Source organism: Burkholderia sp. E168m15 (assembly GCF_016586105.1).
GTDB lineage: Bacteria > Pseudomonadota > Gammaproteobacteria > Burkholderiales > Burkholderiaceae > Burkholderia > Burkholderia orbicola.
This window is the reverse complement of record NZ_BCPO01000126.1, coordinates 41810-67683: the sequence shown is the minus strand read 5'-3', so window position 1 is coordinate 67683 and position 25874 is coordinate 41810. Positions and strand designations below refer to the sequence as shown.

Below are 25874 nucleotides of genomic sequence, written 5' to 3'. Positions count from 1 at the left end.
GGCAACGCGGTGGGCGGCGTGGTCAACACGATCGACAACCGGATTCCGCGCGAAGCGATCGAAGGCATGACGGGCGCGCTCGACGCCCGCTACGGCGGCGCGAATTCCGTGCGCGCCGGCGCCGCGCAGGTCGAAGGCGGCAACGGCCGCTTCGCGTTCCACGTCGACGCGTTCGATCGCGAAACCAGCAAGCTGCGGATTCCCGGCTATGCGCGCAGCAGCCAGCAGCGCGCGATCGACGGCCCCGACGCGCCGCAACCGGAAGGCAACGTGCCGAACAGCGACGGGCGCGTGCACGGCGGTGCGGTCGGCGCGTCGTACACGTGGGCGGACGGTTTCGCGGGCCTGTCGTACAGCGGCTACGAATCGAACTACGGCTCCGTCGCGGAAAGCGACGTGCGGCTGCGGATGCGCCAGGAACGCCTCGCGTTCGCGTCCGAGGTGCGCAACCTGAGCGGGCCGTTCACGAAGCTGAAATTCGATTTCGCGTACACCGACTACCGCCACAAGGAAGTGGACAACGGCGAGACGGCGACCACCTTCCGCAATCGCGGTTACGAGGCGCGCATCGAGGCACGCCATCGCAAGATCGGGCCGTTCGAAGGCGCGATCGGCGTGCAGTTCGGCCAGAACACGTTCTCGGCGCTCGGCGACGAAATGCTCGTGCCGTCCACCCGCACCAACAGCGTCGCGCTGTTCGGCCTCGAGGAATGGCAGGTCGTCCCGGCGCTGAAGCTGAGCCTCGGCGGCCGCTTCGAGCACGTGAAGGTCGATCCCGATCCGGCGGGCGTCGAGAAATTCGCGGGCGCGCAGCCGCGCGACTTCAATGCGGGCAGCCTGTCGGCCGGTGCGCTGTTCTCGCTGACACCGGTATGGTCGATCGCAGCGAACGTCGCCTACACCGAACGCGCGCCGACCTTCTACGAGCTGTATTCGAACGGCCCGCACGATGCGACCGGCCAGTTCCTGATCGGCAACCCGAACGCGTCGAAGGAAAAGGCCGTGTCGACCGACCTGTCGCTGCGCTATGCGAGCGGGCCGAACCGCGGCAGCGTCGGCGTGTTCTACAACCGCTTCTCGAACTATCTGACCGAGTACAACACCGGCCGCGTGGTGGACGACGACGGCGAGCCCGTCGCGCCCGGCACTGACGGCTCGCTCAACGAGGCGATCTACCGCGGCGTGCGCGCCGAGTTCTACGGCGTCGAGCTGGACGGCAAGTGGCGTGCGTTCTCGCGGCGCGGCCACACGGTCGATCTCGAACTGACGGCCGACTACACGCACGCGCGCAACGTCGACACGGGGCAGCCGCTGCCGCGCATCGCGCCGCTGCGCGCGACGCTCGCGGCCGACTACGGTTACGGCCCGTTCGGTGCGCGCGCACAGGTCACGCACGCGTGGTCGCAGCATCGCGTGCCCGACGACGACTTCTCGACGGACGGCTATACGTCGCTCGGCGTGATGCTGACGTACAAATTCCGCGTCGGCCCGACGCACTGGCTCGCCCACCTGCGCGGCGACAACCTGACGAACCAGGAGATTCGCTACTCGACGTCGGTCGTGCGCGGCTTCGCCCCGCAAGGCGGCCGAAGCCTGATGGCCGGATTGCGCACCACGTTCTGACCCTCACAGGCTCGCGGCGCCCGCCGCGGGCCGCTTTCCGGCGCGAAACCCGACGCGCCGCGTCTTTTCCGTTTGTCCATCAGACAGTCGCGTCATTCACGCCGATCGTCGTGAATACGCATATCGGCTTCCATTCCCCATTCCTCCGCAATGAAATTCCGGTATTCATCAGTAATTTAGAACGAAATCGTCAGACAATTACTATAAAAATGACGTTTATTGTTTTACCAGTAAATCCGGTTTCAAATACATCGCATAAACAATTCCGTAAATATCCTCCTCGCCTCTTTTGATCGAGATCAAGAATGCCCGTGCGACAAGGCTTTGTTCGATCGAAAACCGAATGTAAGGGTTTTGACGGGTAAAGAATCATCCCGAAGACCCGTTAAAGCCGGCACGATCCCGTATCTGGTCGAACGATAAATTCCATTTGCCAACCACACGCACAGGGGCACAACGTGAAAATCGCCAGAATGAGCATCAAAACGAAACTCCTCGGCGGCTTCGGCCTGCTCGCCGCGGTTGTCGTGATCGTGTCGGGCGTGGCCCTCAAGGCACTGTCCGATACGAACGCCGAGTTTTCACGCTACATGAACGGCATCAACGCGCGGGCGAACCTGTCCGCGCAAATCCGCACCGCGGTCGACCGGCGCGCGATCGCCGCGCGCAACCTCGTGCTCGTCACCCGGCCGGCCGACGTCGAAGCCGAACTGGCCGAGGTGAACCATGCGCACAAGGACGTGCAGGACCATCTCGCGAAGCTCAAGGAACTCATGGCGAACGCGACCGACACCTCCGATCGCGCACGCGAACTGGTAGCCGACATCGTGCGCATCGAGGCCGGCTACGGGCCCGTTGCGCTGCGCATCGTCGGACTCGCGCAGGCCGGCAAGAAGGACGACGCAATCGCCGACATCGACGACAACTGCCGCCCGTTGCTCGCGCAACTGGTGCGTGCGACCGACGCCTACGCGACCTTCACGCATGAACGCGAACTCGAAATCGCGCAGGCCTTCGCGGATCGCTACACGGCGGAGCGCAACCTGCTGGCCGGCATCTGCCTGATCGCCGTCGCGATCGCGGCCTGCGGCGGCCTGTGGCTCACACGCAAGATCACGGTGCCGATCGGCGCGGCCGTGGACGTCGCGCGCACGGTGGCGAACGGCGATCTCGGCAGCCGTATCGAGGTGCGCGGCAACGACGAAACGCGCGACCTGCTCGACGCGCTGCGCACGATGAACGAACGGCTGATCGGCATCGTCGGCCGCGTGCGCGACTCGTCGAACAGCATCGCGCACGCGGTGAGCGAGATCGCATCGGGCAACCTCGACCTGAGCCAGCGCACCGAGGAACAGGCCGCGTCGCTGCAGGAAACCGCGGCGACGATGGAGGAATTCACGTCGACGGTGCGCCTGAACGCGGAAAACGCGCAACAGGCCAGCACGCTCGCCGCGAATGCATCGGACGTCGCGCACCGCGGCAGCTCGGTGGTCGGCCGCGTGGTCGACACGATGACGGAAATCGGCCACAGCTCGTCGAAGATCGCCGACATCACGGGCATCATCGAAGGCATCGCGTTCCAGACCAACATCCTCGCGCTCAACGCGGCGGTCGAAGCCGCCCGCGCGGGCGAACAGGGCCGCGGCTTCGCGGTCGTCGCGAGCGAGGTCCGCAATCTCGCGCAGCGCTCGTCGACCGCGGCCAAGGAAATCAAGGAACTGATCACCGCGTCGGTACAGACGATCCGCGACGGCTCGGCGCTCGCGGGCGAAGCCGGCAAGACGATGTCCGACGTCACGCAAGCCGTGGCGCGCGTGACCGACATCATGGGCGAGATCGCGGCCGCATCGGCCGAGCAGAGCCGCGGCATCGACCAGGTGAACCTGACGATCACGCAGATGGACGAGACGACGCAGCAGAACGCCGCGCTCGTCGAGCAGGCGGCAGCCGCATCGAAGTCGCTCGAGGCGCAGGGCCGCGAGTTGTCCGAAACGGTCGCCGCGTTCCGGATGCCGTCCGGCTCACATGGGGCGTCGCCGGGCGCGCTTGTGCAGGAAACGGACATGCGTCACTGGCAACCGGCTGCCGCGTAACGGCATGCGCGAACCAGACGACGATGCGCATGCCGTTACGCTCGTCCGTCTGGGTCACGCTGGCACGCACCGCGTACCGCCGCATCCCGCATCGAAAATCGTTGCAGTCAATCGCGCATGCCGCCATGCGCGTCCTTCGCGCAACTCTCCGCATGGCCTTGCGCACACTGCTTCCGCAGCGACGCGCAAATTTCGGTCCCGCTCGGGCCTCACGCGTTGCAGCACCCTCGTCATGGATAGCGCCCGACATGCGCGCCCGCATCGTGCATCGATACAGACTTTTAAAACGCACGAATGACGAGTATCCTAAAAAAGTACTTTTCGACCGGACGGCGAATCGCGTTCCCTGACTCCCGTCCGATCGCCATGCGGCCCCGTCGTCTCGCGCACCGCGCACCGATGGCGGCGTCTGTCTCTCGCGCCTGGCCGCACGACCCCTTCCCCAACAATCGTCAGGAGAGCTGGTGAGCCGACTCGTCGTCGTATCCAATCGCATTGCAGATCCCCGTAAAGCCGCGGCCGGCGGACTCGCCGTCGCCGTGAAGGACAGCCTGCAGGAAACCGGCGGCGTCTGGTTCGGCTGGAGCGGCAGGCTACGCGGCGGCGACGATCAGGCCACGCATGGCGACGACGTGCAGATCCAGAACGTCGGCGGCATCCAGCTCGCGACGGTCGACCTCGATCCGCAGGATTACGACGCTTACTATCTCGGCTACTCGAACAACGTGCTGTGGCCGGTGTTTCACTACCGGCTCGATCTCGCGCAGTTCGACCGGCGCTTCGCCGACGGCTACCGACGCGTGAACCAGCTGTTCGCGCGCAAGCTGCGCACGCTGCTGCGCCCCGACGACGTCATCTGGGTGCACGACTATCAGCTGATTCCGCTCGCGGCCGAGCTGCGCGCGATGGGCTGCACGAATCCGATCGGCTTCTTCCTGCACATCCCGATGCCGCCGCCGCCGATCATGGCCGCGATCCCGGAACACGAATGGCTGATGCGCTCGCTGTTTGCGTACGACCTCGTCGGCTTCCAGACCGAATCGGACCTGCTCCACTTCGAGCATTACGTCGAGGCCGAAGCCGGCGCGGCGCGGCTGCCCGACGGCCGGCTGCGCGCGTTCGGCCGCACGCTGTCGGCCGGTGCGTTTCCGATCGGCATCAACGTCGACGAATTCGAAGCGCTCGCGCGCGATCGCGACGGCCTCGACATGTTCGAACGCATGCGCGACGAATATTCGCGCCGTCAGCTGCTGGTCGGGGTCGACCGGCTCGATTACACGAAAGGGCTGCCGCAGCGCGTGCATGCGTTCCGCGAGTTGCTCGAACACTATCCGGAGAACCGCGACCGCGCGACGCTGATCCAGATCGCCGCGCCGAGCCGCGAGGATCTCGGCGCCTACGACGACCTGCGGCGCGAGATGGACAGTCTGTGCGGCGCGATCAACGGCGACTACGGCGAGCTCGAATGGATGCCGATGCGCTACATTCACCGCACCGTCGCGCGCAAGCGCCTGCCGGGCCTCTACCGTGCAAGCCGGGTCGCCCTCGTCACGCCGCTGCGCGACGGGATGAACCTCGTCGCGAAAGAGTTCCTCGCGGCGCAGGACGCGGCCGACCCGGGCGTGCTCGTGCTGTCGCGTTTCGCGGGCGCGGCCGAGCAACTGAAGTCGGCGCTGCTCGTCAATCCGTACGACACGCAAGGCACCGCGCAGGCGATCCAGCGCGCGCTCACGATGCCGCTCGAGGAGCGCCGCCAGCGTCACGCGGCGCTGATGGCGATCATGCGCAAGACCGACGTGCACTGGTGGCGCACGCGCTTTCTCGAAGCGCTCACCGAAGCGGCCGAAGTCGCGGCCGCGACCGAATCCTGATGCGCTGACGCGCATTCACGCGTCCGTCGTCTCGACGTGCATTCGAGCAAGACCCACGACGTTCGACCGATACGTGCGCGTCGCTCATGGCGACGCCGTGGCGGGAGAGAAGGAAACGAAAGCGCTCAGTGTCGGCAGATCGACACGCGATGCTCGCCGGTCAGCGCAGCGGCTTCAATGATCAGGTTCGTGCGGCCGGCGGTACGCGATGAAATCGCGCTCGACTGCAGACGCCTGCTCCGTTTCGATCGCGCCGCCGCGCGCGCTCGTTTCGTCGCCGGGTAATGACGCCGTCGCCGACGGCGGTTCGCTGCGCCCGTCGATCAGCGCCTGCAGCACGTCGCGTTCGAGCACCTCGCATTGCAGCAGCCGTCGCGCGATGCGTTCGAGCGCGTCGCGTCGTTCTCCGAGCGTCGCCGCGACGCGCGCATGCGCATCGGTCAACAACGTGCGTACCTCGTCGTCGATCATGCGCGCGGTGTGCTCGCTGCAGCGGCCGTCGCCCGCATGCCATGCGCCGGGCATGCCCTGGCGTACATCGCCGTCGTCGAACGTCGCAAGCCCGATCTTCTCGCTCATTCCGTATTGCATGACCATGTGGCGCGCCATCGCGGTCGCGCGTTCGAGGTCGTTCTGAGCGCCGGTCGACACATCGCCGAACACGAGTTCTTCCGCCACGCGCCCGCCGAGCAGCGCATCGATCCGGTCGAGCAACTCGCTGCGGCGCAGGACGTAGCGATCCTCGGTCGGCACCTGCTGCGTGTAGCCTAGTGCCGCGACGCCGCGCGGAATGATCGACACCTTCTTCACCGGGTCGCAATGCACGCGACTTTCCGCGACGAGCGCATGGCCGGCTTCGTGATACGCGATCGTCAGCTTCTCCTGCTCGTTCATCACGCGGCTCTTGCGCTCGAGGCCCGTCAGCGCGCGGTCGATCGCCTCGTCGAAGTCCGCCATGCCGATCGCCGGCTTGCCGAGTTCGGCCGCATGCAGCGCGGCCTCGTTGACGACGTTCGCGAGATCGGCGCCGACGAAGCCCGGCGTGCGCGATGCAAGCTCGCCGAGATCAACGTCGGCCGCGAGCTTCACGCGCTTCACGTGCACGCCGAGGATCTGGCGGCGGCCGTTCACGTCGGGCCGGTCGATCGCGATGTGACGATCGAAGCGGCCCGGCCGCAGCAATGCGGGATCGAGAATCTCGGGCCGGTTCGTCGCGGCCATGATGATCACGCCGGAGCCGGCCTGGAAGCCGTCCATCTCGACCAGCAACTGGTTGAGCGTCTGTTCGCGCTCGTCGTTGCCCGACATCGGGCCGACGCCTCGCACCTTGCCGAGCGCATCGAGCTCGTCGACGAACACGATGCACGGCGCCTTCTGCTGCGCCTGCTCGAACAGGTCGCGCACGCGCGCGGCGCCCACGCCGACGAACATCTCGACGAACGCCGAGCCGCTGATCGAGAAGAACGGCACGGCCGCCTCGCCGGCCACCGCACGCGCGAGCAGCGTCTTGCCCGTGCCCGGCGCGCCGACGACGAGCACGCCTTTCGGAATCTTGCCGCCGAGCCGCTGGTAGCGATCGGGGTTGCGCAGGAACGCGACGAGCTGCTGCAGTTCGGCCTTCGCTTCGTCGATGCCCGCGATGTCGTCGAACGTGATGCCGGTTTCCTGCTGCACGTACACGCGTGCGCGGCTCTTGCCCATCCCGGTGAAGTCCTGCAGCCCGCCGCGCTTGCGCAGCATCATGTTCCACACGAACACGAGCAGCACGAGCGGTAGCAGCCACGACGCGAGCGACGTGATCCAGCCGGTATCGGGCGTGCCGTGATAGTGGATGCCGGCGGCGGTCAGCGTGTCGATCAGGTGTTCGTCGGTCACGCGGCTGGTCGTGAAGCGCCACGGCGTGCCGGCTTGCCGCACGACCGCGGCGTCGGACGCCGGCAGCATCGTGCCGGCCTGCGGCATCTTCAACGCGCCCGAGATCGACGCCGGCCCGATCTCGAGATCGTCGACGAGCCGCGCGGCGACGAGCCGGTGAAAGTCGCTGTACGCAATCGGCGTCGACGTCGGGTGCAGCATCAGCAACTGCGCGGCGAACAGCACGAAGAAGCCCGCGGCGATCAACAATCCCGGGTAGTCGAATTTCCTGTCCATGGCATCGGGCCGGCCGTATCTGCTGCGCGACGTGCGCTCACGCCGGCACGCGCGCGCAACCCGCGCAACGGGTACGCGGCTGCGGCCGCGGCGACCAGCCGAAAACGGCATGCATCCACGCCATCGTCGCCTCGCTGTCTCGCGTCGTTCGTCGCATCGATACCGCCCCGGCAACACCGTCGGCCGGCGTCGCGGGGGCGATCCTCGCCCGGGCAGCACGCCGTCGCGCGCCACCCCTGATTCCAGTCTAGTTCGCGTGCGGGCGTCGCGCACCGCTCGCCGTGCAAGCGTCGAATCGTCCGACGAACGGCTTTCATCCGCCCCCCTTGCCGCGTTATAGTCGCGTTCATGACATTTTCGTGACAGCCGCATCGCGCCGCCGCGCGCAATACCGGCCGTTGCATTCCGCCCTGCGTCGCGGCCGCCCGCGCGGCGCCGGCGCGCATCGAACGACAACGCCCACCCGCCCATTCGAGGAGCTCACGACGTGAACGACACCCCCGATCGCCCCGACGACCTTCCCGCCGATCCCGACCGCCGCCGTGTGCTCGGCGGCCTCGCCGCGCTCGGTGCCGGTGTCGCGCTCGCCGGCTGCGAAACCACCGCGGGCAACACGCCGCGCTCGGCCGCCGACCTGCGCATCGACGAAGCGTTGCGCCAGCGCGTGCGCCACATCGTCGTGATTTATGCGGAAAACCGCAGCTTCGCGAACCTGTACGGCGATTTCCCGGGCGTGCTTCATCCGCTGAGTGAAGTGCGGCCCGAGCATGCGCAGCAGCTCGATCGCGACGGCAAGACGCCGCTGCCGGTGCTGCCGAAGATCTGGGGCGGGCTCGTGCCGCAGGCGCAGGAAGTGGACGGCAAGCGCTACGCGATCGCCGAGCGCGACATCGACAAGCTGCCGAATGCGCCGTTCCGGATTACCGACGCGCAGGGCCAGCCGCTGCCGAACGGCGTGATCACGCGCGACCTGTGGCACCGCTTCTACCAGAACCAGATGCAGATCGCGGGCGGCCGCAACAACCAGTTCGCCGCATGGGCCGATTCGGGCGGCCTCGTGATGGGCCATTACCGCAATTCGGCCGACACGCTGCGGCTGTGGAATCTCGCGCGGCAATACACGCTGTGCGACAACTTCTTCATGGCGGCCTTCGGCGGTTCGTGGATGAACCACATGTTCCTGATCTCCGCGCAGCCGCCGCTGTATCCGGACGCGCACAAGCATCCGCATGCGGCGAAGCTGCTGTCGAAGGTCGAGGGCGACGATCCGGCCGGCACGCGCCTTAAGCTCGCCGACGATTCGCCCGCGTCCGCGCTGGACGGCCCGCCGAAATTCGCGGTCGACGGTCCGCTGACGCCGGACGGCTACGGCGTCAACACGATGGCGCCGCCGTACCAGCCGAGCTACGTGCCGCCGCCCGATCCGGGCAACGCCGCGTATGCGGACCCGGCCGACCATCGCGTGATGCCGCCGCAGGGCTACGCGACGATCGGCGACCGCCTGTCGGAAAAGAACATCGACTGGGCGTGGTACAGCGGTGCGTGGCAGTACGCGCTCGAGCATCGCGACACCGGCACGGTGCCCGATTTCCAGTACCACCACCAGCCGTTCAACTACTTCGTGAACTACGCGCCGGGCACCGAAGCACGCCGCAAGCACCTGCGCGACGCGGGGCTCGGCGACGAGCCGTCGACCAACCATTTCATCGCCGACATCGACGCGGGCCGCCTGCCGGCCGTCACGTTCTACAAGCCGCAGGGCAACCTGAACATGCACGCGGGTTATGCGGACATCGAATCGGGCGACCGTCACATCGCGACCGTGATCGACCATATCCGGCGCGGGCCGCAATGGGAGAACACCGTGATCGTGATGACCCACGACGAGAACGGCGGCTGGTGGGATCACGTCGCGCCGCCGGTCGGCGACCGCTGGGGCCCCGGCTCGCGGATTCCGGCACTCGTGATCTCGCCGTTCGCGAAAAAGGGCTTCGTCGATCACACGCTGTACGACACGAACTCGATCCTGCGCTTCATCAGCCGCGTGCACGGCCTCGCGCCGCTCGACGGCGTGGTGCTGCGCAACAACGCGTTCGCCGCGCGTGGCGAGACGCCGCCGGGCGACCTGACGAACGCGCTCGAGCTCGGCTGACGACCAGTTGACTGCGGGAAACGACGACGCGCCGGGCCATGCGATCGATGGCTCGGGGCGTCGTTCGTTTCACGGCCGGCGAGGCTACGCGGCGCTATGCGTCGCGCATTGCGGTGCTCAGTGAGTAAATAGCGGCGCGCGCGACGCCCAAATGAAAACGTCCCGCCGCCGACAAGCAATGGCGGCGACGGGACGCCAAAGACGATGACGCTGCGTACCGTCAACCGCCGATACGCTGCTCGATCTTCTTCATCGTGCCGGTCATTTCAGCCGGCAGGCGCAGCTTCAACGTATCGAACAACGCCGCGTGCAGCTTCAGCTCCTCGCGCCATTCGTCGGCGTTCATCGACGTCATCGCATCGAACTGATCGCGCGTGAAATCGAGGCCGTCCCAGTGCAGGTCTTCATACGCAGGCGACACGCCGAACGCATGCTCGCCGCCGCCGCCCGTACCTTCCAGCCGATCGAGCATCCACTTCAGCACGCGCATGTTCTCGCCGAAGCCCGGCCACACGAACTTGCCGTTCGCATCCTTGCGGAACCAGTTCACGCAGTAGATCTTCGGCAGCTTCGCGCCGGCGGCTTCGAGCTGCTTACCGATGTCGAGCCAGTGCGCGAAATAATCGCTGACGTTGTAGCCGCAGAACGGCAGCATCGCGAACGGATCGCGGCGCACGACGCCCTGCTGGCCGACGGCTGCCGCGGTCGTCTCGGAGCCCATCGTCGCTGCCATGTACACGCCTTCGACCCAGTCGCGCGCCTCGGTCACGAGCGGCACCGTCGTCGAGCGGCGGCCGCCGAAGATGAACGCGTCGATCGGCACGCCGGCCGGGTTTTCCCAGTCGTCGTCGATCGACGGGCACTGCGCGGCCGGCGCGGTGAAGCGCGAGTTCGGGTGCGCGGCCTTGCGGCCGGTTTCCTTGCCGATCTCCGGCGTCCACGGATTGCCCTGCCAGTCGGTCAGCTTCGCGGGCGGCGTGTCGGTCAGCCCTTCCCACCACACGTCGCCGTCTTCCGTCAGCGCGACGTTCGTGAAGATCACGTTTTCCTTCAGCGTGGCGATCGCGTTCGGGTTGGTCTTCACGCCCGTGCCCGGCGCGACGCCGAAGAAACCGGCTTCCGGGTTGATCGCATACAGGCGGCCGTCGCGGCCGGGCTTCAGCCACGCGATGTCGTCGCCGATCGTCGTGACCTTCCAGCCGTCGAAGCCCTGCGGCGGAATCAGCATCGCGAAATTGGTCTTGCCGCACGCGGACGGGAACGCGGCCGCGACGTGATACTTCTTGCCGGCCGGCGACGTCACGCCGAGGATCAGCATGTGTTCGGCGAGCCAGCCCTGATCGCGGCCCATCGTCGACGCGATGCGCAGTGCGAAGCACTTCTTGCCGAGCAGCGCGTTGCCGCCGTAGCCCGAGCCGAAGCTCCAGATCTCGCGCGTTTCCGGAAAGTGCACGATGTACTTGACCGGATTGCACGGCCACGGCACGTCCTGCTGGCCGGCTTCGAGCGGATGGCCGACGCTGTGCACGCACGGCACGAAGTCGCCATCCTCGCCGAGCACGTCGTACACGTCGCGCCCCATGCGCGTCATGATCCGCATGTTCACCGCGACGTACGGGCTGTCCGACAACTCGACGCCGACGTGCGCGATCGGCGAGCCGAGCGGGCCCATCGAGAACGGCACGACGTACAGCGTGCGGCCGCGCATCGAGCCGCGGAACAGCCCGTTCAACGTCTCGCGCATTTCGGCCGGTTCGATCCAGTTGTTGGTCGGGCCGACGTCGTCACGCGAGGCCGCGCAGATGAACGTGCGATCCTCGACGCGCGCGACGTCCGACGGATCGGATTGCGCGAGATACGAGTTCGGGCGCTTCGCCGGATTCAGGCGCGTCAGCGTGCCCTGATCGACCATCGCCTGGCACAGCGCATCGTATTCTTCCTGCGAACCGTCACACCACACGACGCGCTCGGGCTCCGTCAGTGCCGCGATGCGCGACACCCAGTCGATCAGCTTGCGATGTTTGACGAAAACCGGCGGAGCAATCAGCGGGCCGTGCGTTGCTTCGGCCAAAGTGTTTTGCGACATGGGGATGTCTCCAGATTTATTGGGCGGGGATGGGGATGCGGGGCGAGCCCGCGAGATGGGGAATGCGTGCGGAGCGCAGGAAGATGCGGCGCGAGGACGGGACGCGCGAGCGGAGCGCGCGTCGATGCCGCGATGCGTGCGAGAGAAGGTGAAGTCTCGTTAGAGGGTGCGAACGCGAGTTTCGCCATGCAAGCAACCTGCCATACAACTCCATGCCGGCCAGCATACCATCGCCGTTATTGGGCGGGCGTTGCGTTGCAACAAGAAACAACTGTGACTGCGCGCCGGCATGCGCGTTGCAGACAGCTGCGTTTTACGGCGACGTTGTGCCCGCTTTGGGGACGAAACGAGCGCGACGACCGCCCCGCAAGGGTTTCGCTCGAGCGGCAATTTCAACCTGCCACTCGTCCGTATGCACAACGCTAACGCGGGTCGCACGAATTCGCGTTTTCGCTACTCAGGCAAACCCTGAATTAGGTTGTGTACACAAACATCCTGTCCGAATGCCCGTACGTCGTAAAAGTCGTGCGCGGATAACGCGCCAGGTTCGAGCAGACAAAAAAACGCCAGCCCCGCGGGGCTGGCGTCGTGTTGCGGGTCCGACGACGATCAGAACTGATTCATCGTGTTGTCCTTGCCCGCTGCCTTCAGCGCCGCTTCGCCGCTGAAGTATTCCTTGTGGTCGTCGCCGATGTCCGAACCCGACATGTTCTGGTGCTTCACGCACGCGATGCCCTGGCGGATTTCCTTGCGCTGCACGCCTGCCACGTAGCCGAGCATGCCCTGGTCGCCGAAGTATTCCTTGGCCAGGTTGTCGGTCGACAGCGCTGCCGTGTGGTACGTCGGCAGCGTGATCAGGTGGTGGAAGATGCCTGCTTCACGCGATGCATCGGCCTGGAACGTACGGATCTTCTCGTCGGCGAGCTTGGCCAGTTCGGTTTCGTCGTATTCGACGCTCATCAGCTGCGCACGGTCGTAAGCCGACACGTCCTTGCCTTCGGCCTTCATCGCGTCGTACGCCTGCTGGCGGAAGTTCAGCGTCCAGTTGAACGACGGGCTGTTGTTGTACACCAGCTTCGCGTTCGGGATCACCTTGCGGATCTCGCTGACCATGCCGCCGATCTGTGCGATATGCGGTTTTTCGGTTTCGATCCACAGCAGGTCGGCGCCGTTCTGCAGCGACGTGATGCAGTCGAGCACGCAACGCGCTTCGCCCGTGCCGGCGCGGAACTGGAACAGGTTGCTCGGCAGGCGCTTCGGGCGCAGCAGCTTGCCGTCGCGCTTGATGACGACGTCACCGTTGCCCAGTTGGTCGGCCGACAGTTCTTCGCAATCGAGGAACGCGTTGTATTGATCGCCCAGGTCGCCCGGCTGGTTCGTCACGGCGATCTGCTTGGTCAGGCCAGCGCCCAGCGAATCGGTACGGGCGACGATGATGCCGTCGTCCACGCCCAGCTCCAGGAATGCGTAGCGGATCGCGCGGATCTTCGCGAGGAAGTCCTCGTGCGGCACCGTGACCTTGCCGTCCTGGTGGCCGCACTGCTTCTCGTCCGACACCTGGTTTTCGATCTGGATGCAGCACGCGCCCGCTTCGATGAACTGCTTGGCCAGCAGGTAGGTCGCTTCCGCGTTGCCGAAGCCGGCGTCGATGTCGGCGATGATCGGCACGACGTGCGTGACGTGGTTGTCGATCTTTTGCTGGATCGCGGCCTTGGCGGTCGCGTCCTTCGCGGCATCCAGCTCGCGGAACAGGCCGCCCAGCTCACGGGCGTCAGCCTGGCGCAGGAACGTGTACAGCTCGCGGATCAGCGCGCTGACCGAGGTCTTTTCGTGCATCGACTGGTCCGGCAGCGGGCCGAATTCCGAACGCAGCGCGGCGACCATCCAGCCCGACAGGTACAGGTAGCGACGTTCGGTGCTGTTGAAGTGCTTCTTGATGGAAATCATCTTCTGCTGGCCGATGAAGCCGTGCCAGCAACCCAGCGACTGCGTGTACTTGGACGGATCGGCATCGTACGCGGCCATGTCGGCGCGCATGATCTTCGCGGTGTACTTCGCGATGTCCAGGCCGGTCTTGAACTTGTTCTGGGCACGCATGCGGGCCGCATACTCGGGGCTGATGGCGTTCCACGCGCTGCCGTGGTTTTCCTTCAAGCCAGCCACTGCCTTGATGTCGTCTTGATATTGGGACATGTCTATCTCCTGGGAACGAAGCGCATTTGAGTAAAGGTTTCAGCGTGCCCGCCGCGCGTGACGAAGCGAACTGCATGGACTCAATAGTAATCCCGCCCAGCGAAATTTCGGTCAAGTCTTATATAAGACATAAGATATAAATTTTCGTTATTTTTCAATGAGATAGTCACGTGTTTTTGCGATGCAAAACACGGTTTCAAGCGGCGGTAAAACGTGACGACAGGAATTTCGCGCGACTTCCGCAATATGAAATGCCCTTTCGGCTGCTGAAGAATGGGCATGCGTCGACAAGGCGGGGCAACGACGGCCACTCCCCATAGTTAGGACAAAACGTCTATACTTGGACGATTATTTGATCCGTGTATATCGACGCATTGGCCTGCCGGCCCGGAGCGACATGAACGACTCTTCCGTTTTCGACACGCTGTGCGAACTGCTGAATACATCCGGCGCGCGTTTCCGCGTGCTCGAGCATCCGGCGGAAGGCAAATCCGACGCGATCGCCGCACTGCGCGGCACCCGCCCCGAACAGGGCGCGAAGGCAATGCTCTGCACGTTCAAGGATGGCGGCGACACCACCGCGCTCGCGGTGATTCCCGGGCACCTGAAAATCGACTTCCGCAAGGTCGCCGATGCGGTGGGCCGGCGCAAGGCGACGCTCGCGTCGCCTGACGTCGCGGCCGCCGTCACGCGCTGCGTGATGGGTGCCGTGCCGCCGTTCGTATTCGATGCGAACGTGACGCTCGTGGTCGATCCCGCGCTGGTCGAGCGCAACACCGAGATCGCGTTCAACGCCGGCCGCCTCGACCGCTCGGTCGTGCTCGACGCGGCCGACTATGTCCGGATCGCGCGCCCGCTGCTGGTCGACATCACGCGGCCCGAGACGACCGACACACCCGCCCCCCAGGACCACGCATGAGCACGAACCGCAAACCGCTGCCGTCGGAGCAGGCGTCGCTGATCGAACAGGTACAGCGCATCGCCGAAGGACTCGGCGAGATGTTCGCGCCGTTCACCGAGGTCGTCGTGCACGACCTCCGCACGCCGGAGCACGCGATCCTCGCGATCCACAACAACCTGTCCGGCCGCGCGGTCGGCGATCCCGCGACCGAACTCGGCCTCGCCCGCATCGCCGACGACGATTTCCCGCAGGTGCTCGCGAACTACCCGAACCGCTTCGCCGACGGCCGCACCGCGAAAAGCACGTCGATCGGCATCAAGGATTCGACCGGGCGCTACGTCGCCGCGCTGTGCCTGAACGCCGACGTCACGCTGTTCCGCGGCTTCCAGGGCATGCTGAACCAGTTCTGCCGCACCGATGGCGAGACCGTCGTCGAGACGCTGGACCCGGCCGGCGCGGACGCGATCCGGCAGCGCATCGACGCATTCGCGACGCGCCTCGCGACGACGCCGCGCGAGCTGAAGACCGACCAGCGCCGTGAACTGATGCAGACGCTGAAGGCCGACGGCTTCCTCGAGGTGCGCCGCGCGATGGAGATCGTGTCGCAGCATCTCGGCGTGTCGCGCGCGACCGTCTACAACGACGCGAAGTGACGCCGCGCGCCCGGCTTTGCCGTTTTGAGTTTCCCGTTGACTGACCTTTCCGACTCTCGAGCGACCATGAATTCTCCGACTCTCCCTACGTACGACGACGTCGTCGCCGCCGCGGCCCGGCTCGAAGGCCACGCGCACCGCACGCCGGTGATGACGTCGCGGACGATCGACGACGCGCTCGGCGCGCAGGTGTTCTTCAAATGCGAGAACCTGCAGCGCATGGGCGCCTTCAAGTTCCGCGGCGCGTTCAACGCACTGTCGCGCTTCAACGCGGAACAGCGCCGCCACGGCGTCGTCGCGTTCTCGTCGGGCAACCATGCGCAGGCGGTCGCGCTGTCGGCGCGCATTCTCGGCATTCCCGCGACGATCGTGATGCCGCAGGACGCGCCGGCCGCGAAGATGGCCGCGACGCGCGGCTACGGCGGCAACGTCGTGACCTACGACCGCTATACCGAGGATCGCGAGCAGATCGGGCGCGATCTCGCGGAGAAGCATGGGCTCACGCTGGTCCCGCCCTACGATCACCCGGACGTGATCGCCGGCCAGGGCACCGCGGCCAAGGAACTGTTCGACGAAGTCGGCCCGCTCGACGCGGTGTTCACGCCGCTCGGCGGTGGCGGGTTGCTGTCGGGCACCGCGCTCGCCACGCGCGCGCTGTCGCCGCACGCGAAGCTGTACGGCGTCGAGCCGGAAGCCGGCAACGACGCCCAGCAATCGTTCCGGTCCGGCACGATCGTGCATATCGACACACCGCGCACGATCGCCGACGGCGCGCAGACGCAGCACCTCGGCAACCTGACGTTCCCGATCCTGCGCCGCGACGTCGACGACATCCTGACCGCGACGGACGCAGAACTGATCGAGTCCATGCGTTTCTTCGCCACACGGATGAAGATCGTCGTCGAGCCGACCGGCTGCCTGTCGTTCGCCGCCGTGCGGCGGATGAAGGATGCGCTGCAGGGCAAGCGCGTCGGCGTGGTGATCAGCGGCGGCAACGTCGATCTCGAGAACTTCTGCGCGCTGGTGTCGGCGCCCGCCTGACCGTCGCGGCGCGCATGAAGATCCTGTCATGCGTGCCGCCGCCCCTTCACGGCGCGTTAAGTTTCGCGCCCTAGACTGATTACGTCGTCCTGAATTCAGTCGTGAAGGAGTCGCCATGAATACGCACGCGATCGTCGCCGCCGCCCTGGCGGCCGCTTCCCTGTCGGCGTTCGCTCAACCGGGCGTGACGTCATCCGGTTTTCCCGCCGCCGCGCCTCGTCCTGCAGCCGGGCAAGCAATGCACCGTTCGCCCGCCGCGTTGCCGCCCGCCGGCTTCGTGTTCGCGAAGATCGATCAGAACAATACGCCGCCCGATCGCGGGGGCGACCCGGCCGGCCGCGCGCACGGCGGCACGCATATGTAACGATACGCGCCGGCCATCGGCATTCGGAACGTCGGCAGCGACGGACCACGGGTGCCGTGGAGATCGTCGGTGCGCCGCTGCCGCGCGCTGTCGGTCGTCCCCGGTTGAGCAATCAGCCAGTCGTGCCCGGCGCGAAGTCACGCGCTCGACCCCGCCAATTTCATCAGACGTGAAACGCGGTACCGTCGGGAGAACACGAGCGAATCCGGCACTCCGCCGCAGGACAATGACGTTTTTTTGCATCCCCACCCGGCCGCACGATTGACGCGCCGGAGGGCGCGCCATTACCCTTGCGCGCTGATGGTTCCCGGAGACGGGATCAAAAGGGAACGCAGGTGAGGCAACGCCTCGAAGCTGCGGCTGCCCCCGCAACTGTGAGCGGCGAATCCGTGCCACCGCATGCCACTGGGAAACCGGGAAGGCCCGCACGGACGACGACCCGCGAGCCAGGAGACCTGCCATCGACCCGAGGTCCAGCAGCCGCACCGGGCGGGGTGTCCCGATGCGCCAGGCGCCGCCCCCGGCGGCCGCCCGTTGCATGGACGACCCGACCTCAGGATCCGTCAGATGTCCATCGTTCCCGAATCCGCTTCCCGACCGGAAGCGTCGCACCGACACGCCGTCGGCATGCGCTCCTCGTCCGCCTTCGGCTCACGATCGCCGTACACGCCACACGCTTGGTCCCGCTGTCTCATGAATATTCGTCACCTGCTTGCCACATCCGCCGCCACCGCGCTGCTTTCCCCGCTCGCCCATGCGGCCGGCGACATGGCGCAGGCGCAGCCCGCCGCGCCTGCGTCAGGCGCGGACCTGCCGACGATCAGCGTGACCGACACGCGGCATCTGCCCGAATCGTTCGACCGCCGCTATGCGTCGACGCAGGTGCTCACGCGCGAGGATCTCGACCGGCTGTCGCCCGCCGACCCTAGCATCACGCAGGCGCTCGCGACGCTGCCGGGCGTGACCGTCGCGCAGAACGGCGGGCCCGGCTCGTCCGCGTCGGTCAGCATCCGCGGCTCGTCGGCGAGCCAGGTCGCCGTGTTCATCGACGGCATCCGGATCGGCTCGCCGACCACCGGCATCGCGCCGTGGGCCGACCTGCCGACCGAAGCGTTCGAGCGCGTCGAAGTGATCTCCGGGCCGGCCGCCGCGTCGTTCGGCAACAACGCAATGGGGGGCGTCGTTCAACTCTTCACGCGCCGCGCCGCCCACCAGCCGAACCAGACCACCGTGTCGTTCGGCGGCGGCTCGAACAAGACGTTCGACACGCAGTTCCGCACGTCGGGCACGGTGCCGTCGACGGGGCCGATGGCCGCGCTCGGCGGGCTCACCTACTCGCTCGGGCTGCACGACTACAACACGGCCGGCATCGATGCGACGCGGCCGTTCTTCTACGGCCACGAAGACGGCCGCAATCCGTATCATGCGCAGGACCTCGACGCACGGCTCGGCTATGCGCGCGACAACTGGTCGATCTCGACGTTCGCGCTGTACCACCGCTCCGATCTGTCCTACGACAACAGCGGCTACGCGAATCGGGAGCTCGATCACCAGTTGACGACCGGCGTCGCGTTCCATCTCGACATCACGCCCGATACGCAGTTCGACCAGTCGTTCGGTTATGCGAACGACCGCCAGTTCATCTACGCGGACAACCCGGCCCTCGCGACGGATCAGATCAATTCGCAGCGCATCAGCACGTCGACGTCGCTGACCCATCAGGAGCACGGGTTTCACCTGTTCGGCCTGCCGCTGTCGGGCGAATCGAAGCTCGCGTACGACTTCACGCGCGAGCAGGCGTTCCTGCCGGTCGACATTCCCGGCGGCGTGCCGACGCGCAACGATTCCGCGTTCTCGCTGCACCAGTCGGCGACGCTCGGCCGCGTGACGATGTTCGTGGCCGGCCGTCACGAGATCATCGCCGGGCAAGCGGTGAACACCGGCAACGCCGCGCTGTCGTGGGCGATCACGCCGGTCTACACGGCGCGGGTGTCGTACGGCAATGCGTTCCGCCTGCCGACCTTCAACGACCTGTACTACCCCGGCTACGGCAATCCGAACCTCAGCCCGGAACGCAGCACGTCGGTCGAGGCCGCGCTCGACGCGAACACGGCGTACGGCACGTTCACCGCGGCGATCTACGACACGCGCGTCAGCAACCTGATCGCGTACAACCCGGCAACGTTCTCGCCGATGAACATCGGCCGTTCGCACATTCGCGGCATCGACCTGTCGTACAAGGGGACGATCGGCCGTTCGACGCCGGTGAGCGTCGCGGTCGGCATCCTGAATCCGCAGGACGAGACCAACCAGACCTGGCTCAGCCGCCGGCCGCGCCAGACGGTCAGCCTGAACGTCGACCACACGTGGGACGAACTGAAGCTGCACGCGCTGAGCACGGGCGCGTCGCTGCTGTACGGCGGCTCGACGTTCGACGATCCGGCCAACCGGCAGTACCTGGCGTCGTACCTGACGGTGAGCCTGCGCGCGTCGTACCGGATCAATGCACACCTGACCGTGTCGGCGTCGCTGTCGAACCTGTTCGACCGGCAATACATGACCGCGTACGGCTACAACACGCTCGGGCGCACCGCGTTCGGCAAGGTCAGCTATACGTTCTGACGGCCACGCACATCGGCGCAAGGAACCCCACCGGCACGCGCGCCTAGATCAACCCGCGCACGCCCGCGACCAGCTGGATCGCGCCGAATACCGCGACGACGGCCGCCGACCCGCGCGACAGCGCGTGCATGAACGCGAACGACAGCTTCGTGCGCAGCGCGGCGCTCGCGCCGCTCAGGCACAGCCACCACGTGGCCGAACCGACGAACACGCCGGCCACCATCCACCCCACGGTCGCCCACATCGCGCCTTCCCGCGCCCTCGGCAACGGGCCGAGCGCCGCGAAGATCCCGACGAACGACACGATCGTCATCGGGTTCGACAGCGTGAGGCCGAACGTCGTCAGGAAATCGCGCAGGACGGTCGACCGCGGCAGGTCGCGTTGCCCCGCCGGCGCGGCCGGCGCCTGGCGTGCGATGGTCCATGCGAGCCAGACGAGAAACGCGCCGCCGCCGATTTTCAGGCCGACGGTCAGCATCGGGAACGCGGTGACGATGCCCGCGACACCCAGCGCGCCGAGCAGGCCGTAAATCGCATCGGCGCACGCGGCGCCGATGCCCGTCGCGAAGCCCGCCTGGAAGCCGCGGCTCAGGCTGCGCTGAATGCACAGCATGCCGATCGGGCCGACCGGCACCGCGATCGACAGCCCCATCACGACGGATTTGATGAACAACATCGCCTGCTCCTTGCAACATCCAGTGGCTCGAACAGGCATCGTAGGGAAAGTCCGGCCCCCGCTGAATGCGGTTTTTAAGGAAAAATGGCCACTCTCCCTTAAAAACTCCAACCGCAATGGACGATCTGGACTGGAAGGTGCTGGCGCTGTTGCAGGACAACGGGCGCATCAGCTATACGGAGCTCGCGCGCCAGGTTCACCTGTCGGTGCCGGCGGTGACGGAGCGCGTGAAGCGTCTTGAAGCGGCCGGTGTGATCGACGGCTACACCGCCCGGATCAATCCGTCCGCGGCCGGCTATCCAGTGAGCGCGCTGATCGGCATCACGGTGCCGCAACCGGCGAAAGCGAAGTTCCTCAAGCTGCTGGAGACGATTCCCGAAGTCGTCGAATGCCATCACGTGACGGGCGCGGATTCGTACGTGATGCGGTTCGTCGCCGTCAGCATGGCCCATCTCGAACAACTGATCGAACGGGTCAACCTGTACGGCGAAACGCGCACGTCGATCGTGATGTCGACGCCGTTGCCGGCGCGCGGGATGGCGCGGCCGCCGTCGAAGCCCGGCGACACGCGTCGATAGCGGGCCGCGGTTTCGGGACCGTCCCACGCGACCGGCCGAACCGGCGACGACCGATGGTCGCCGGCCCCCGTCATGCATCGCGTTCCCCTCGCATGACGATCGGTACGGGCTGACTATTTGCCGACCGCACCGCCGAGCAGGCCACCCACCAGCGACGTCACCGGCGCAAGCGGATTGGCGAGACCGCCCAGCGGCGAGCCGCCCCCGCTCGTACCGGTCGCCGAGCCATCGTGCACGGTCGCCGGGATGCCGCCGACCACGCTCGTCACCAGACCGGCAACCGGCACCGCACCGTTCGGGCCGCTCGGGTTCACGAGACCGCCCGCATTGGTCACCGTGTTGCCGACTGCCCGAACGAGGCCGCCGACCGCGCCGACGATCGGCTGCGGCGACGTGGACGTCACCTTCCATCCGGCCGACGTGATCGCGCCGCCGACCTGCCCGAGCAGGCCCGCGACCGGCTGCCCGAGGCCGGTTGCGGTGCCGACCTGCTGCGTGAGCTGGCCCGCCGTCGTCACGAGCGGCGTGATCGCGGTGCTGATCGCCTGCGTCGCCTGCTGGACCGGGGCCGACGCGAGAGTCGCGCCGAGCATGGTGCCGCCCGACTTCAGGCCGCCGGCCACCGTGTCGAGCAGGCCACCGACGGGCGTCGTGATCGGCGCGAGCGGTGACAGCGGGCCAGAGCCGAGCGCCTTCACCGTTTCGCTGAGGCCGTTGACCGGGTTGCTGGTCGAGCCGACGAGGGTGCCAAGGCCCGTTACCGTCCTGCCGACCGGGTTCGGCGTAAAGCCGATCTGACCGATACCGTTGCTCACGGCGTTCGTCGTATCGCGGATGATCGTGCCGACGCCGGTGACCGTGTCGGCCGGCCCGGCCGTCACCGCCTTGCCGACGCCCGGCAGCGTCACGTCGCCGAGCGTCGCGCCCGCAGCCAGCACGACTGCGCCGACGGAACTGATGATGCCGTTGGTGCCGGGTGTGCCGCTGGTTCCGCTCGTGCCGCCTGTGCCGCTGGTTCCACTCGTGCCACTGGTTCCGCTGGTTCCGCTGGTTCCGCTAGTTCCGCTAGTTCCGCTAGTTCCGCTAGTTCCGCTAGTTCCGCTAGTTCCGCTAGTTCCGCTAGTTCCGCTAGTTCCGCTAGTTCCGCTAGTTCCGCTAGTTCCGCTAGTTCCGCTAGTTCCGCTGGTACCGCTCGTGCCACTTGATCCACTCGTGCCGCTGCTTCCACTCGTGCCACTTGATCCACTCGCGCCACTAGTACCGCTGGTCCCGTTCGTCCCGCTCGTACTCGTCCCGATGTTGTTACCGGCCAGCGTCGGTGCCGTAATGTCGCCGCCGCCGCATGCCGCGAGCGCGCACGCCGCGGCAATGGCGGCGAACGCAACGTTCGCCTTGATGAAGTGATCTTGCATGGAAGCCCCCGTTCGCTATTCAGCGCGATCACCCCAACAAGCATCTACCGTGCCATTTCCAACGGCCTCCTTCACAATTTCACAATCACCCTGCGATAGCCGTCCGCGCCGCACTGCGCGGCATGGCGCATCACGTGCGGATCGTGCCTCGCGGCGCGGTCCGCCCTGGCATTCCGATAACGCCGACGTAACACCGGCCCTGCGTTACGTAGCACGAACCAGGAAAAACCGACGTCGTCCATCCGTACACGGGCCACATAGTCGTCACGGTCGCTTCACCAGTTTCACGATCGTCAGTGTGCCGTTGACGTTTTCCACTCGAACCCGGACCCTGTCGCCCACATGCAGCGACGGGATCATCGCCGCGTCGCCGGCCTTGAACGCCATCGTCATCGGCGGCATTCCGATGTTGTCGAGGGCGCCGTGCTTCAGCGTCACGAGCTGGCGGCCGGCGTCGATTTCCTTGACTTCGGCATCGGTCAGCTTCGTATCCGGCACCGACATGGTCGTGTCGGCTGACCTCATGCCGGACATGTCGCCACTCGCGAGCGTCGACGTCGCAACGATCGCCGTCGCGCACGACACGACGACGGCGTGAAAACAGGTTTTCATCGAGCGTCTCCCGTCGGGCCCGGCGCGTTTCCCCCGCCAGTCGGCGCTACGCATCACACGATCAACGTCACACCGGCCCATGCGATCAGCACGGCACCCAGCACACGGCCGATACGGTCGCCGCCGGGCAGCACCTTTTCCACGAACACGAACAGCGACAACGCGACGATCCATACGACGTTCATCACGCCGCCGACGAACAGCAGCGCCATCAGCAACCAGCAGCAGCCCACGCAAACCATGCCGTGCCGCGCACCCAGCAGGAAACTGCCGGCAACGCCCGGACGCCAGTGCGCGACCAGGAATGCCGCCGGCGCACGGCATTGCCGCAGGCACGCACGTTTCAGCGGCGAGAATTGGTAGAGTCCGGCCAGCGCCAGCACGATCGCGGAAAGAAGCGCACTCTTCGACCACAGCATCATCGCGGAGATCAGCCCGGCCGGCTGCAGCAGCGCCTGAAGCAACGCCGCGCCGATCGAGAACGCCAGCCATGTCGTCAGATAGCCGGCCAGCAGCGCGACCGACGTGAACGCCGATCCCGCCGCCCCGTCGCCGTGCTGCCGCAGCACGCGCCGGTACAGCATCACGAGCGGCGCCGCGCCGGGCGTCATCATCGCGATCATCATCACCCACCACATCGCGATCACGGTCGGCAGAGACGGGTCCATGCTGCCCATGCCGTCCGCCAGCCGATGCGGAAACAGCGCGACGGTCGTCATCTCCCGCGCCGACATGCCAGTTCCCGCACCCGTCCACAGATAGAACCAGCACAGCCCCACGAGCGCGGCCATGCCGAGCAGCGTGACGGCCCGCTCGCGCGCGAACCAGGAGTCGAACGGCGTCATGCCGCGGCGCGATGCCGGATCAGCCCGTGATTGTTCAGATGCAGCCGCGCGAACTGCGCATAGGTTCCGTCGAGATTCAGCGCGATGTTGCCCTGCGAGCGCCCCGTGCCCGAACCGATCTCGGCCAGCTCGTATTCGAAACCGTGCGGCAGGTCGATCCGCACGCGATGCTCGGCCCCCGTCACCGGATTGCGGATGGGTTCGCCGGCCGCATCGAACACACCGTCGACGTGAATCCGGCCGCGCCGCGCATCGACATCGACGTCGAAATCGATCTTCGTGAAGATCGGATCGAACGCGTGCTCGAGCGTCGACGCATACACCGAGAACATCGTCGCGAATGGATCGGTGTCCTGACCGGTCATGATCTTCAGCACGGCATCGCGCTGCGCCGGACTGGCACGCTCGTCGACGATCGGCTGGCACTTTCCCTTGCCTTCGTGCACGGCGCCCGGCCACTGGAACACCACCGCGATCCTGACGCCGTCGAGCACCACGTCGCCGTAGTGGCCGCTGTCGATCGAAATCGCCCCCATCGCTTCGCAGTTGCCGTTGGTCGGCAGCGCATTGAACTGACAAGGGCAACCGTATGAGCAATTGCAGCTGATCATTTCGGTTCCCTGAATTTCCCACGGCGTCATGGCTCCACCTCGCGCGCTGAAACGGACGAACGCTTCGAATCTAGTGCACGGGGTGAGGGAAAGCAAAGCGGGAATGGCGGCGTGAAAACCGCGCGTTGCGGCCTCACGTAAGACGTTTCGGGATGCGTTCCCGGGGCTGTTCCCGAAACCGTCCCGCCAGCGTGTTCTCACACGATCAGCGATGCGACGATCGCACACCACACCGCGCCTGCACCGCACAGAAACACGCGCCGTGCGACGAACATTCGCGATTCGTCGTCAGGTGTTTTCATCGGCGACGTCGCGAGAAACGGCACGCTGGCCAGGCATGCGAACCCCGCCAGCGCCGGCACGATCACGACGTAGTCGCCGAATCGCCAAGGCAGCGCCTCGTGCAACCCCCAGTAGCCGAGAAACAGCATGCCCATCGAGAACATCGTCGCCGCGGCCGAACTGAGCGCGACCACCGATCCTGTCGGAAATTGCACGGGAACCTCCCTTCGCGCGGCGCGCGATGCAACGCCTCTCGCCGAAGATCAACATCATCTCGTCCGCCGGCAACGAAGTCGGGCATTCGGGCGCGAATGCATCGAGCGCATCGTCTCCGCTCCTCAGCGAATGCGCGTTGTCACGGATTGACAGAGTCAGCCTGATCGAGCGGTCATGTCGTACTCGTCCAAGAGGACGCGCGTGACGCCGTCAACCCGGCTTTTTCGTGCCCTGCGCAACGGAAATCCATCCGACCACCGCCGCGGCGACCCAGCAACAGGTGATCATCAGGTCCAGATCCATCAGTCCCTGGAAATTCGTACTGTTTTCGAAACTGCAGCGCTGATGGCCCCTGACCCACATGCAGCCGCTGATCAGTTGCTGGATGTGCATGTAGACGCTGTACACGGCAACGGCCGAAGCGATGACGGCGACCCGCAGGCTTATGCTCTTTTTCATTGACGCTGAAGGCGTGGGATGATCTCCCGGCGATCTTAAGCCAATGGCGATGCGTGACGCAATCGATCCGGTATCGAGCCGATCGACCGGCACGCGTAAAAGGACATCGATCTCGCAGCGGCAACGCGGACCACCATGACGAAACAAGACACGATCGCACTGATCGTCGATCCCGACAGCGGCGAGCGGATTCGCGACATCGCCGCGCACGCACGGCATACGTCGCGTCGCTCGGTTGCCTCACGACACGTGCCGGCATGCCCGCGCAAGCAGCACGCCGCGCGGTACGTCGGTGTCGGTGCTGATCGCCGCACGCGCCGTCGGCCTGCGCGTGGCGATGTTCGCCGGCGCGGCGGTTCAATTGACGGGCGCAGTGGTATCGGCAGTCAGCGTGCGGCGGGCGGCATGACGCGCCCCATCCGTGCCAGGCATG

General features: G+C 66.3%; 20 protein-coding genes and 1 riboswitch. Of the genes, 10 read left to right on the top strand and 10 right to left on the bottom strand.

From position 1 onward, the window contains the following. The 3 genes from JMF86_RS20295 to otsA form a co-directional block, all read left to right on the top strand. On the top strand, positions 1-1623 hold a 1623-nt coding region (locus JMF86_RS20295), incomplete at its 5' end, for a TonB-dependent receptor (RefSeq protein WP_201317119.1). A gap of 473 nt (positions 1624-2096) precedes the next feature. Further along, positions 2097-3716, top strand: coding sequence for a methyl-accepting chemotaxis protein (locus JMF86_RS20290; RefSeq protein WP_011547659.1), 1620 nt, complete (start codon positions 2097-2099; stop codon positions 3714-3716). Between the two features lie 464 nt (positions 3717-4180). Continuing rightward, positions 4181-5587, top strand: a complete 1407-nt coding sequence (gene otsA / locus JMF86_RS20285; RefSeq protein WP_006478986.1) for an alpha,alpha-trehalose-phosphate synthase (UDP-forming) — start codon at positions 4181-4183, stop codon at positions 5585-5587. Between the two features lie 174 nt (positions 5588-5761). Here otsA and ftsH read toward each other — a convergent pair whose 3' ends face one another. Beyond that, positions 5762-7738 (bottom strand): ATP-dependent zinc metalloprotease FtsH, encoded by a 1977-nt coding sequence (gene ftsH / locus JMF86_RS20280; protein ID WP_011547657.1) that lies wholly within the window; start codon positions 7736-7738, stop codon positions 5762-5764. A 487-nt stretch (positions 7739-8225) separates the two neighbouring features. Here ftsH and JMF86_RS20275 point away from each other — a divergent pair, with 487 nt between their 5' ends. Further along, complete coding sequence (locus JMF86_RS20275; RefSeq protein WP_011547656.1) at positions 8226-9890, top strand: acid phosphatase; 1665 nt, start codon at positions 8226-8228, stop codon at positions 9888-9890. Positions 9891-10110: 220 nt separating this feature from the next. Here JMF86_RS20275 and JMF86_RS20270 read toward each other — a convergent pair whose 3' ends face one another. After that, positions 10111-11976, bottom strand: coding sequence for a phosphoenolpyruvate carboxykinase (GTP) (locus JMF86_RS20270; protein ID WP_011547655.1), 1866 nt, complete (start codon positions 11974-11976; stop codon positions 10111-10113). 609 nt (positions 11977-12585) lie between these two features. Next, the gene (locus JMF86_RS20265; RefSeq protein WP_011547654.1) at positions 12586-14169 is read right to left on the bottom strand and encodes an isocitrate lyase; all 1584 of its coding nucleotides are present in this window, start codon (positions 14167-14169) and stop codon (positions 12586-12588) included. A 397-nt stretch (positions 14170-14566) separates the two neighbouring features. Here JMF86_RS20265 and JMF86_RS20260 point away from each other — a divergent pair, with 397 nt between their 5' ends. The 5 genes from JMF86_RS20260 to JMF86_RS20240 all read left to right on the top strand — a co-directional run bounded on the left by JMF86_RS20260 (position 14567) and on the right by JMF86_RS20240 (position 19750). Further along, entirely contained in the window at positions 14567-15088 is a 522-nt protein-coding gene (locus JMF86_RS20260) for a YbaK/prolyl-tRNA synthetase associated domain-containing protein (protein WP_011694750.1), read from the top strand. Next, entirely contained in the window at positions 15085-15723 is a 639-nt protein-coding gene (locus tag JMF86_RS20255) for a transcriptional regulator (RefSeq protein ID WP_011547652.1), read from the top strand. The genes JMF86_RS20260 and JMF86_RS20255 overlap by 4 nt, the downstream gene beginning before the upstream one ends. Positions 15724-15789: 66 nt before the next feature. Next, positions 15790-16764, top strand: coding sequence for a threo-3-hydroxy-L-aspartate ammonia-lyase (locus JMF86_RS20250; protein ID WP_011547651.1), 975 nt, complete (start codon positions 15790-15792; stop codon positions 16762-16764). 115 nt (positions 16765-16879) lie between these two features. After that, on the top strand, positions 16880-17128 hold the full coding sequence (locus tag JMF86_RS20245) for a hypothetical protein (RefSeq protein ID WP_011547650.1): 249 nt from the start codon (positions 16880-16882) through the stop codon (positions 17126-17128). A 284-nt stretch (positions 17129-17412) separates the two neighbouring features. Further along, a riboswitch (cobalamin riboswitch) is annotated at positions 17413-17606 on the top strand. 215 nt (positions 17607-17821) lie between these two features. Continuing rightward, positions 17822-19750, top strand: coding sequence for a TonB-dependent receptor domain-containing protein (locus JMF86_RS20240; protein ID WP_011547649.1), 1929 nt, complete (start codon positions 17822-17824; stop codon positions 19748-19750). 43 nt (positions 19751-19793) lie between these two features. Here the strand turns inward: JMF86_RS20240 and JMF86_RS20235 are convergent, their stop codons facing one another. Further along, positions 19794-20426: a LysE family translocator gene (locus tag JMF86_RS20235; RefSeq protein WP_011547648.1), complete on the bottom strand. Its 633-nt coding sequence runs from the start codon at positions 20424-20426 to the stop codon at positions 19794-19796. A gap of 116 nt (positions 20427-20542) precedes the next feature. On the opposite strand from JMF86_RS20235, the gene JMF86_RS20230 reads away from it, so the two are divergent. Then, entirely contained in the window at positions 20543-21004 is a 462-nt protein-coding gene (locus tag JMF86_RS20230) for an Lrp/AsnC family transcriptional regulator (RefSeq protein ID WP_012339921.1), read from the top strand. A 113-nt stretch (positions 21005-21117) separates the two neighbouring features. Here the strand turns inward: JMF86_RS20230 and JMF86_RS20225 are convergent, their stop codons facing one another. From JMF86_RS20225 to JMF86_RS20200, 6 genes are all read right to left on the bottom strand, one after another. After that, a complete protein-coding gene (locus tag JMF86_RS20225) occupies positions 21118-22416 on the bottom strand; it encodes a collagen-like triple helix repeat-containing protein (RefSeq protein ID WP_201317118.1) in 1299 nt (432 codons plus the stop codon). 264 nt (positions 22417-22680) lie between these two features. Then, positions 22681-23028 carry a copper-binding protein gene (locus JMF86_RS20220; protein WP_011547645.1) on the bottom strand — a complete coding sequence of 116 codons (348 nt, stop codon included), beginning with the start codon at positions 23026-23028 and terminating at the stop codon, positions 22681-22683. A gap of 53 nt (positions 23029-23081) precedes the next feature. After that, positions 23082-23873: a DUF2182 domain-containing protein gene (locus tag JMF86_RS20215; protein WP_011547644.1), complete on the bottom strand. Its 792-nt coding sequence runs from the start codon at positions 23871-23873 to the stop codon at positions 23082-23084. Further along, complete coding sequence (locus tag JMF86_RS20210) at positions 23870-24514, bottom strand: DUF1326 domain-containing protein (RefSeq protein ID WP_011694752.1); 645 nt, start codon at positions 24512-24514, stop codon at positions 23870-23872. The genes JMF86_RS20215 and JMF86_RS20210 overlap by 4 nt, the downstream gene beginning before the upstream one ends. Positions 24515-24681: 167 nt before the next feature. After that, a complete protein-coding gene (locus JMF86_RS20205; RefSeq protein WP_011547642.1) occupies positions 24682-24981 on the bottom strand; it encodes a hypothetical protein in 300 nt (99 codons plus the stop codon). A gap of 211 nt (positions 24982-25192) precedes the next feature. After that, positions 25193-25441 (bottom strand): hypothetical protein, encoded by a 249-nt coding sequence (locus tag JMF86_RS20200; RefSeq protein WP_006478971.1) that lies wholly within the window; start codon positions 25439-25441, stop codon positions 25193-25195. Positions 25442-25874 lie beyond the last annotated feature (433 nt).

Bases quoted from the DNA above. Each gene is read 5' to 3' on its own strand.
- JMF86_RS20290 (WP_011547659.1), top strand. From the start codon at position 2,097: ATGAGCATCAAAACGAAACTCCTCGGCGGCTTCGGCCTGCTCGCCGCG.
- ftsH (WP_011547657.1), bottom strand. From the start codon at position 7,738: ATGGACAGGAAATTCGACTACCCGGGATTGTTGATCGCCGCGGGCTTC.
- JMF86_RS20270 (WP_011547655.1), bottom strand. From the start codon at position 11,976: ATGTCGCAAAACACTTTGGCCGAAGCAACGCACGGCCCGCTGATTGCT.
- JMF86_RS20265 (WP_011547654.1), bottom strand. From the start codon at position 14,169: ATGTCCCAATATCAAGACGACATCAAGGCAGTGGCTGGCTTGAAGGAA.
- JMF86_RS20260 (WP_011694750.1), top strand. From the start codon at position 14,567: ATGAACGACTCTTCCGTTTTCGACACGCTGTGCGAACTGCTGAATACA.
- JMF86_RS20255 (WP_011547652.1), top strand. From the start codon at position 15,085: ATGAGCACGAACCGCAAACCGCTGCCGTCGGAGCAGGCGTCGCTGATC.
- JMF86_RS20250 (WP_011547651.1), top strand. From the start codon at position 15,790: ATGAATTCTCCGACTCTCCCTACGTACGACGACGTCGTCGCCGCCGCG.
- JMF86_RS20245 (WP_011547650.1), top strand. From the start codon at position 16,880: ATGAATACGCACGCGATCGTCGCCGCCGCCCTGGCGGCCGCTTCCCTG.
- JMF86_RS20240 (WP_011547649.1), top strand. From the start codon at position 17,822: ATGAATATTCGTCACCTGCTTGCCACATCCGCCGCCACCGCGCTGCTT.
- JMF86_RS20235 (WP_011547648.1), bottom strand. From the start codon at position 20,426: ATGTTGTTCATCAAATCCGTCGTGATGGGGCTGTCGATCGCGGTGCCG.
- JMF86_RS20230 (WP_012339921.1), top strand. From the start codon at position 20,543: ATGGACGATCTGGACTGGAAGGTGCTGGCGCTGTTGCAGGACAACGGG.
- JMF86_RS20225 (WP_201317118.1), bottom strand. From the start codon at position 22,416: ATGCAAGATCACTTCATCAAGGCGAACGTTGCGTTCGCCGCCATTGCC.
- JMF86_RS20220 (WP_011547645.1), bottom strand. From the start codon at position 23,028: ATGAAAACCTGTTTTCACGCCGTCGTCGTGTCGTGCGCGACGGCGATC.
- JMF86_RS20215 (WP_011547644.1), bottom strand. From the start codon at position 23,873: ATGACGCCGTTCGACTCCTGGTTCGCGCGCGAGCGGGCCGTCACGCTG.
- JMF86_RS20210 (WP_011694752.1), bottom strand. From the start codon at position 24,514: ATGACGCCGTGGGAAATTCAGGGAACCGAAATGATCAGCTGCAATTGC.
- JMF86_RS20200 (WP_006478971.1), bottom strand. From the start codon at position 25,441: ATGAAAAAGAGCATAAGCCTGCGGGTCGCCGTCATCGCTTCGGCCGTT.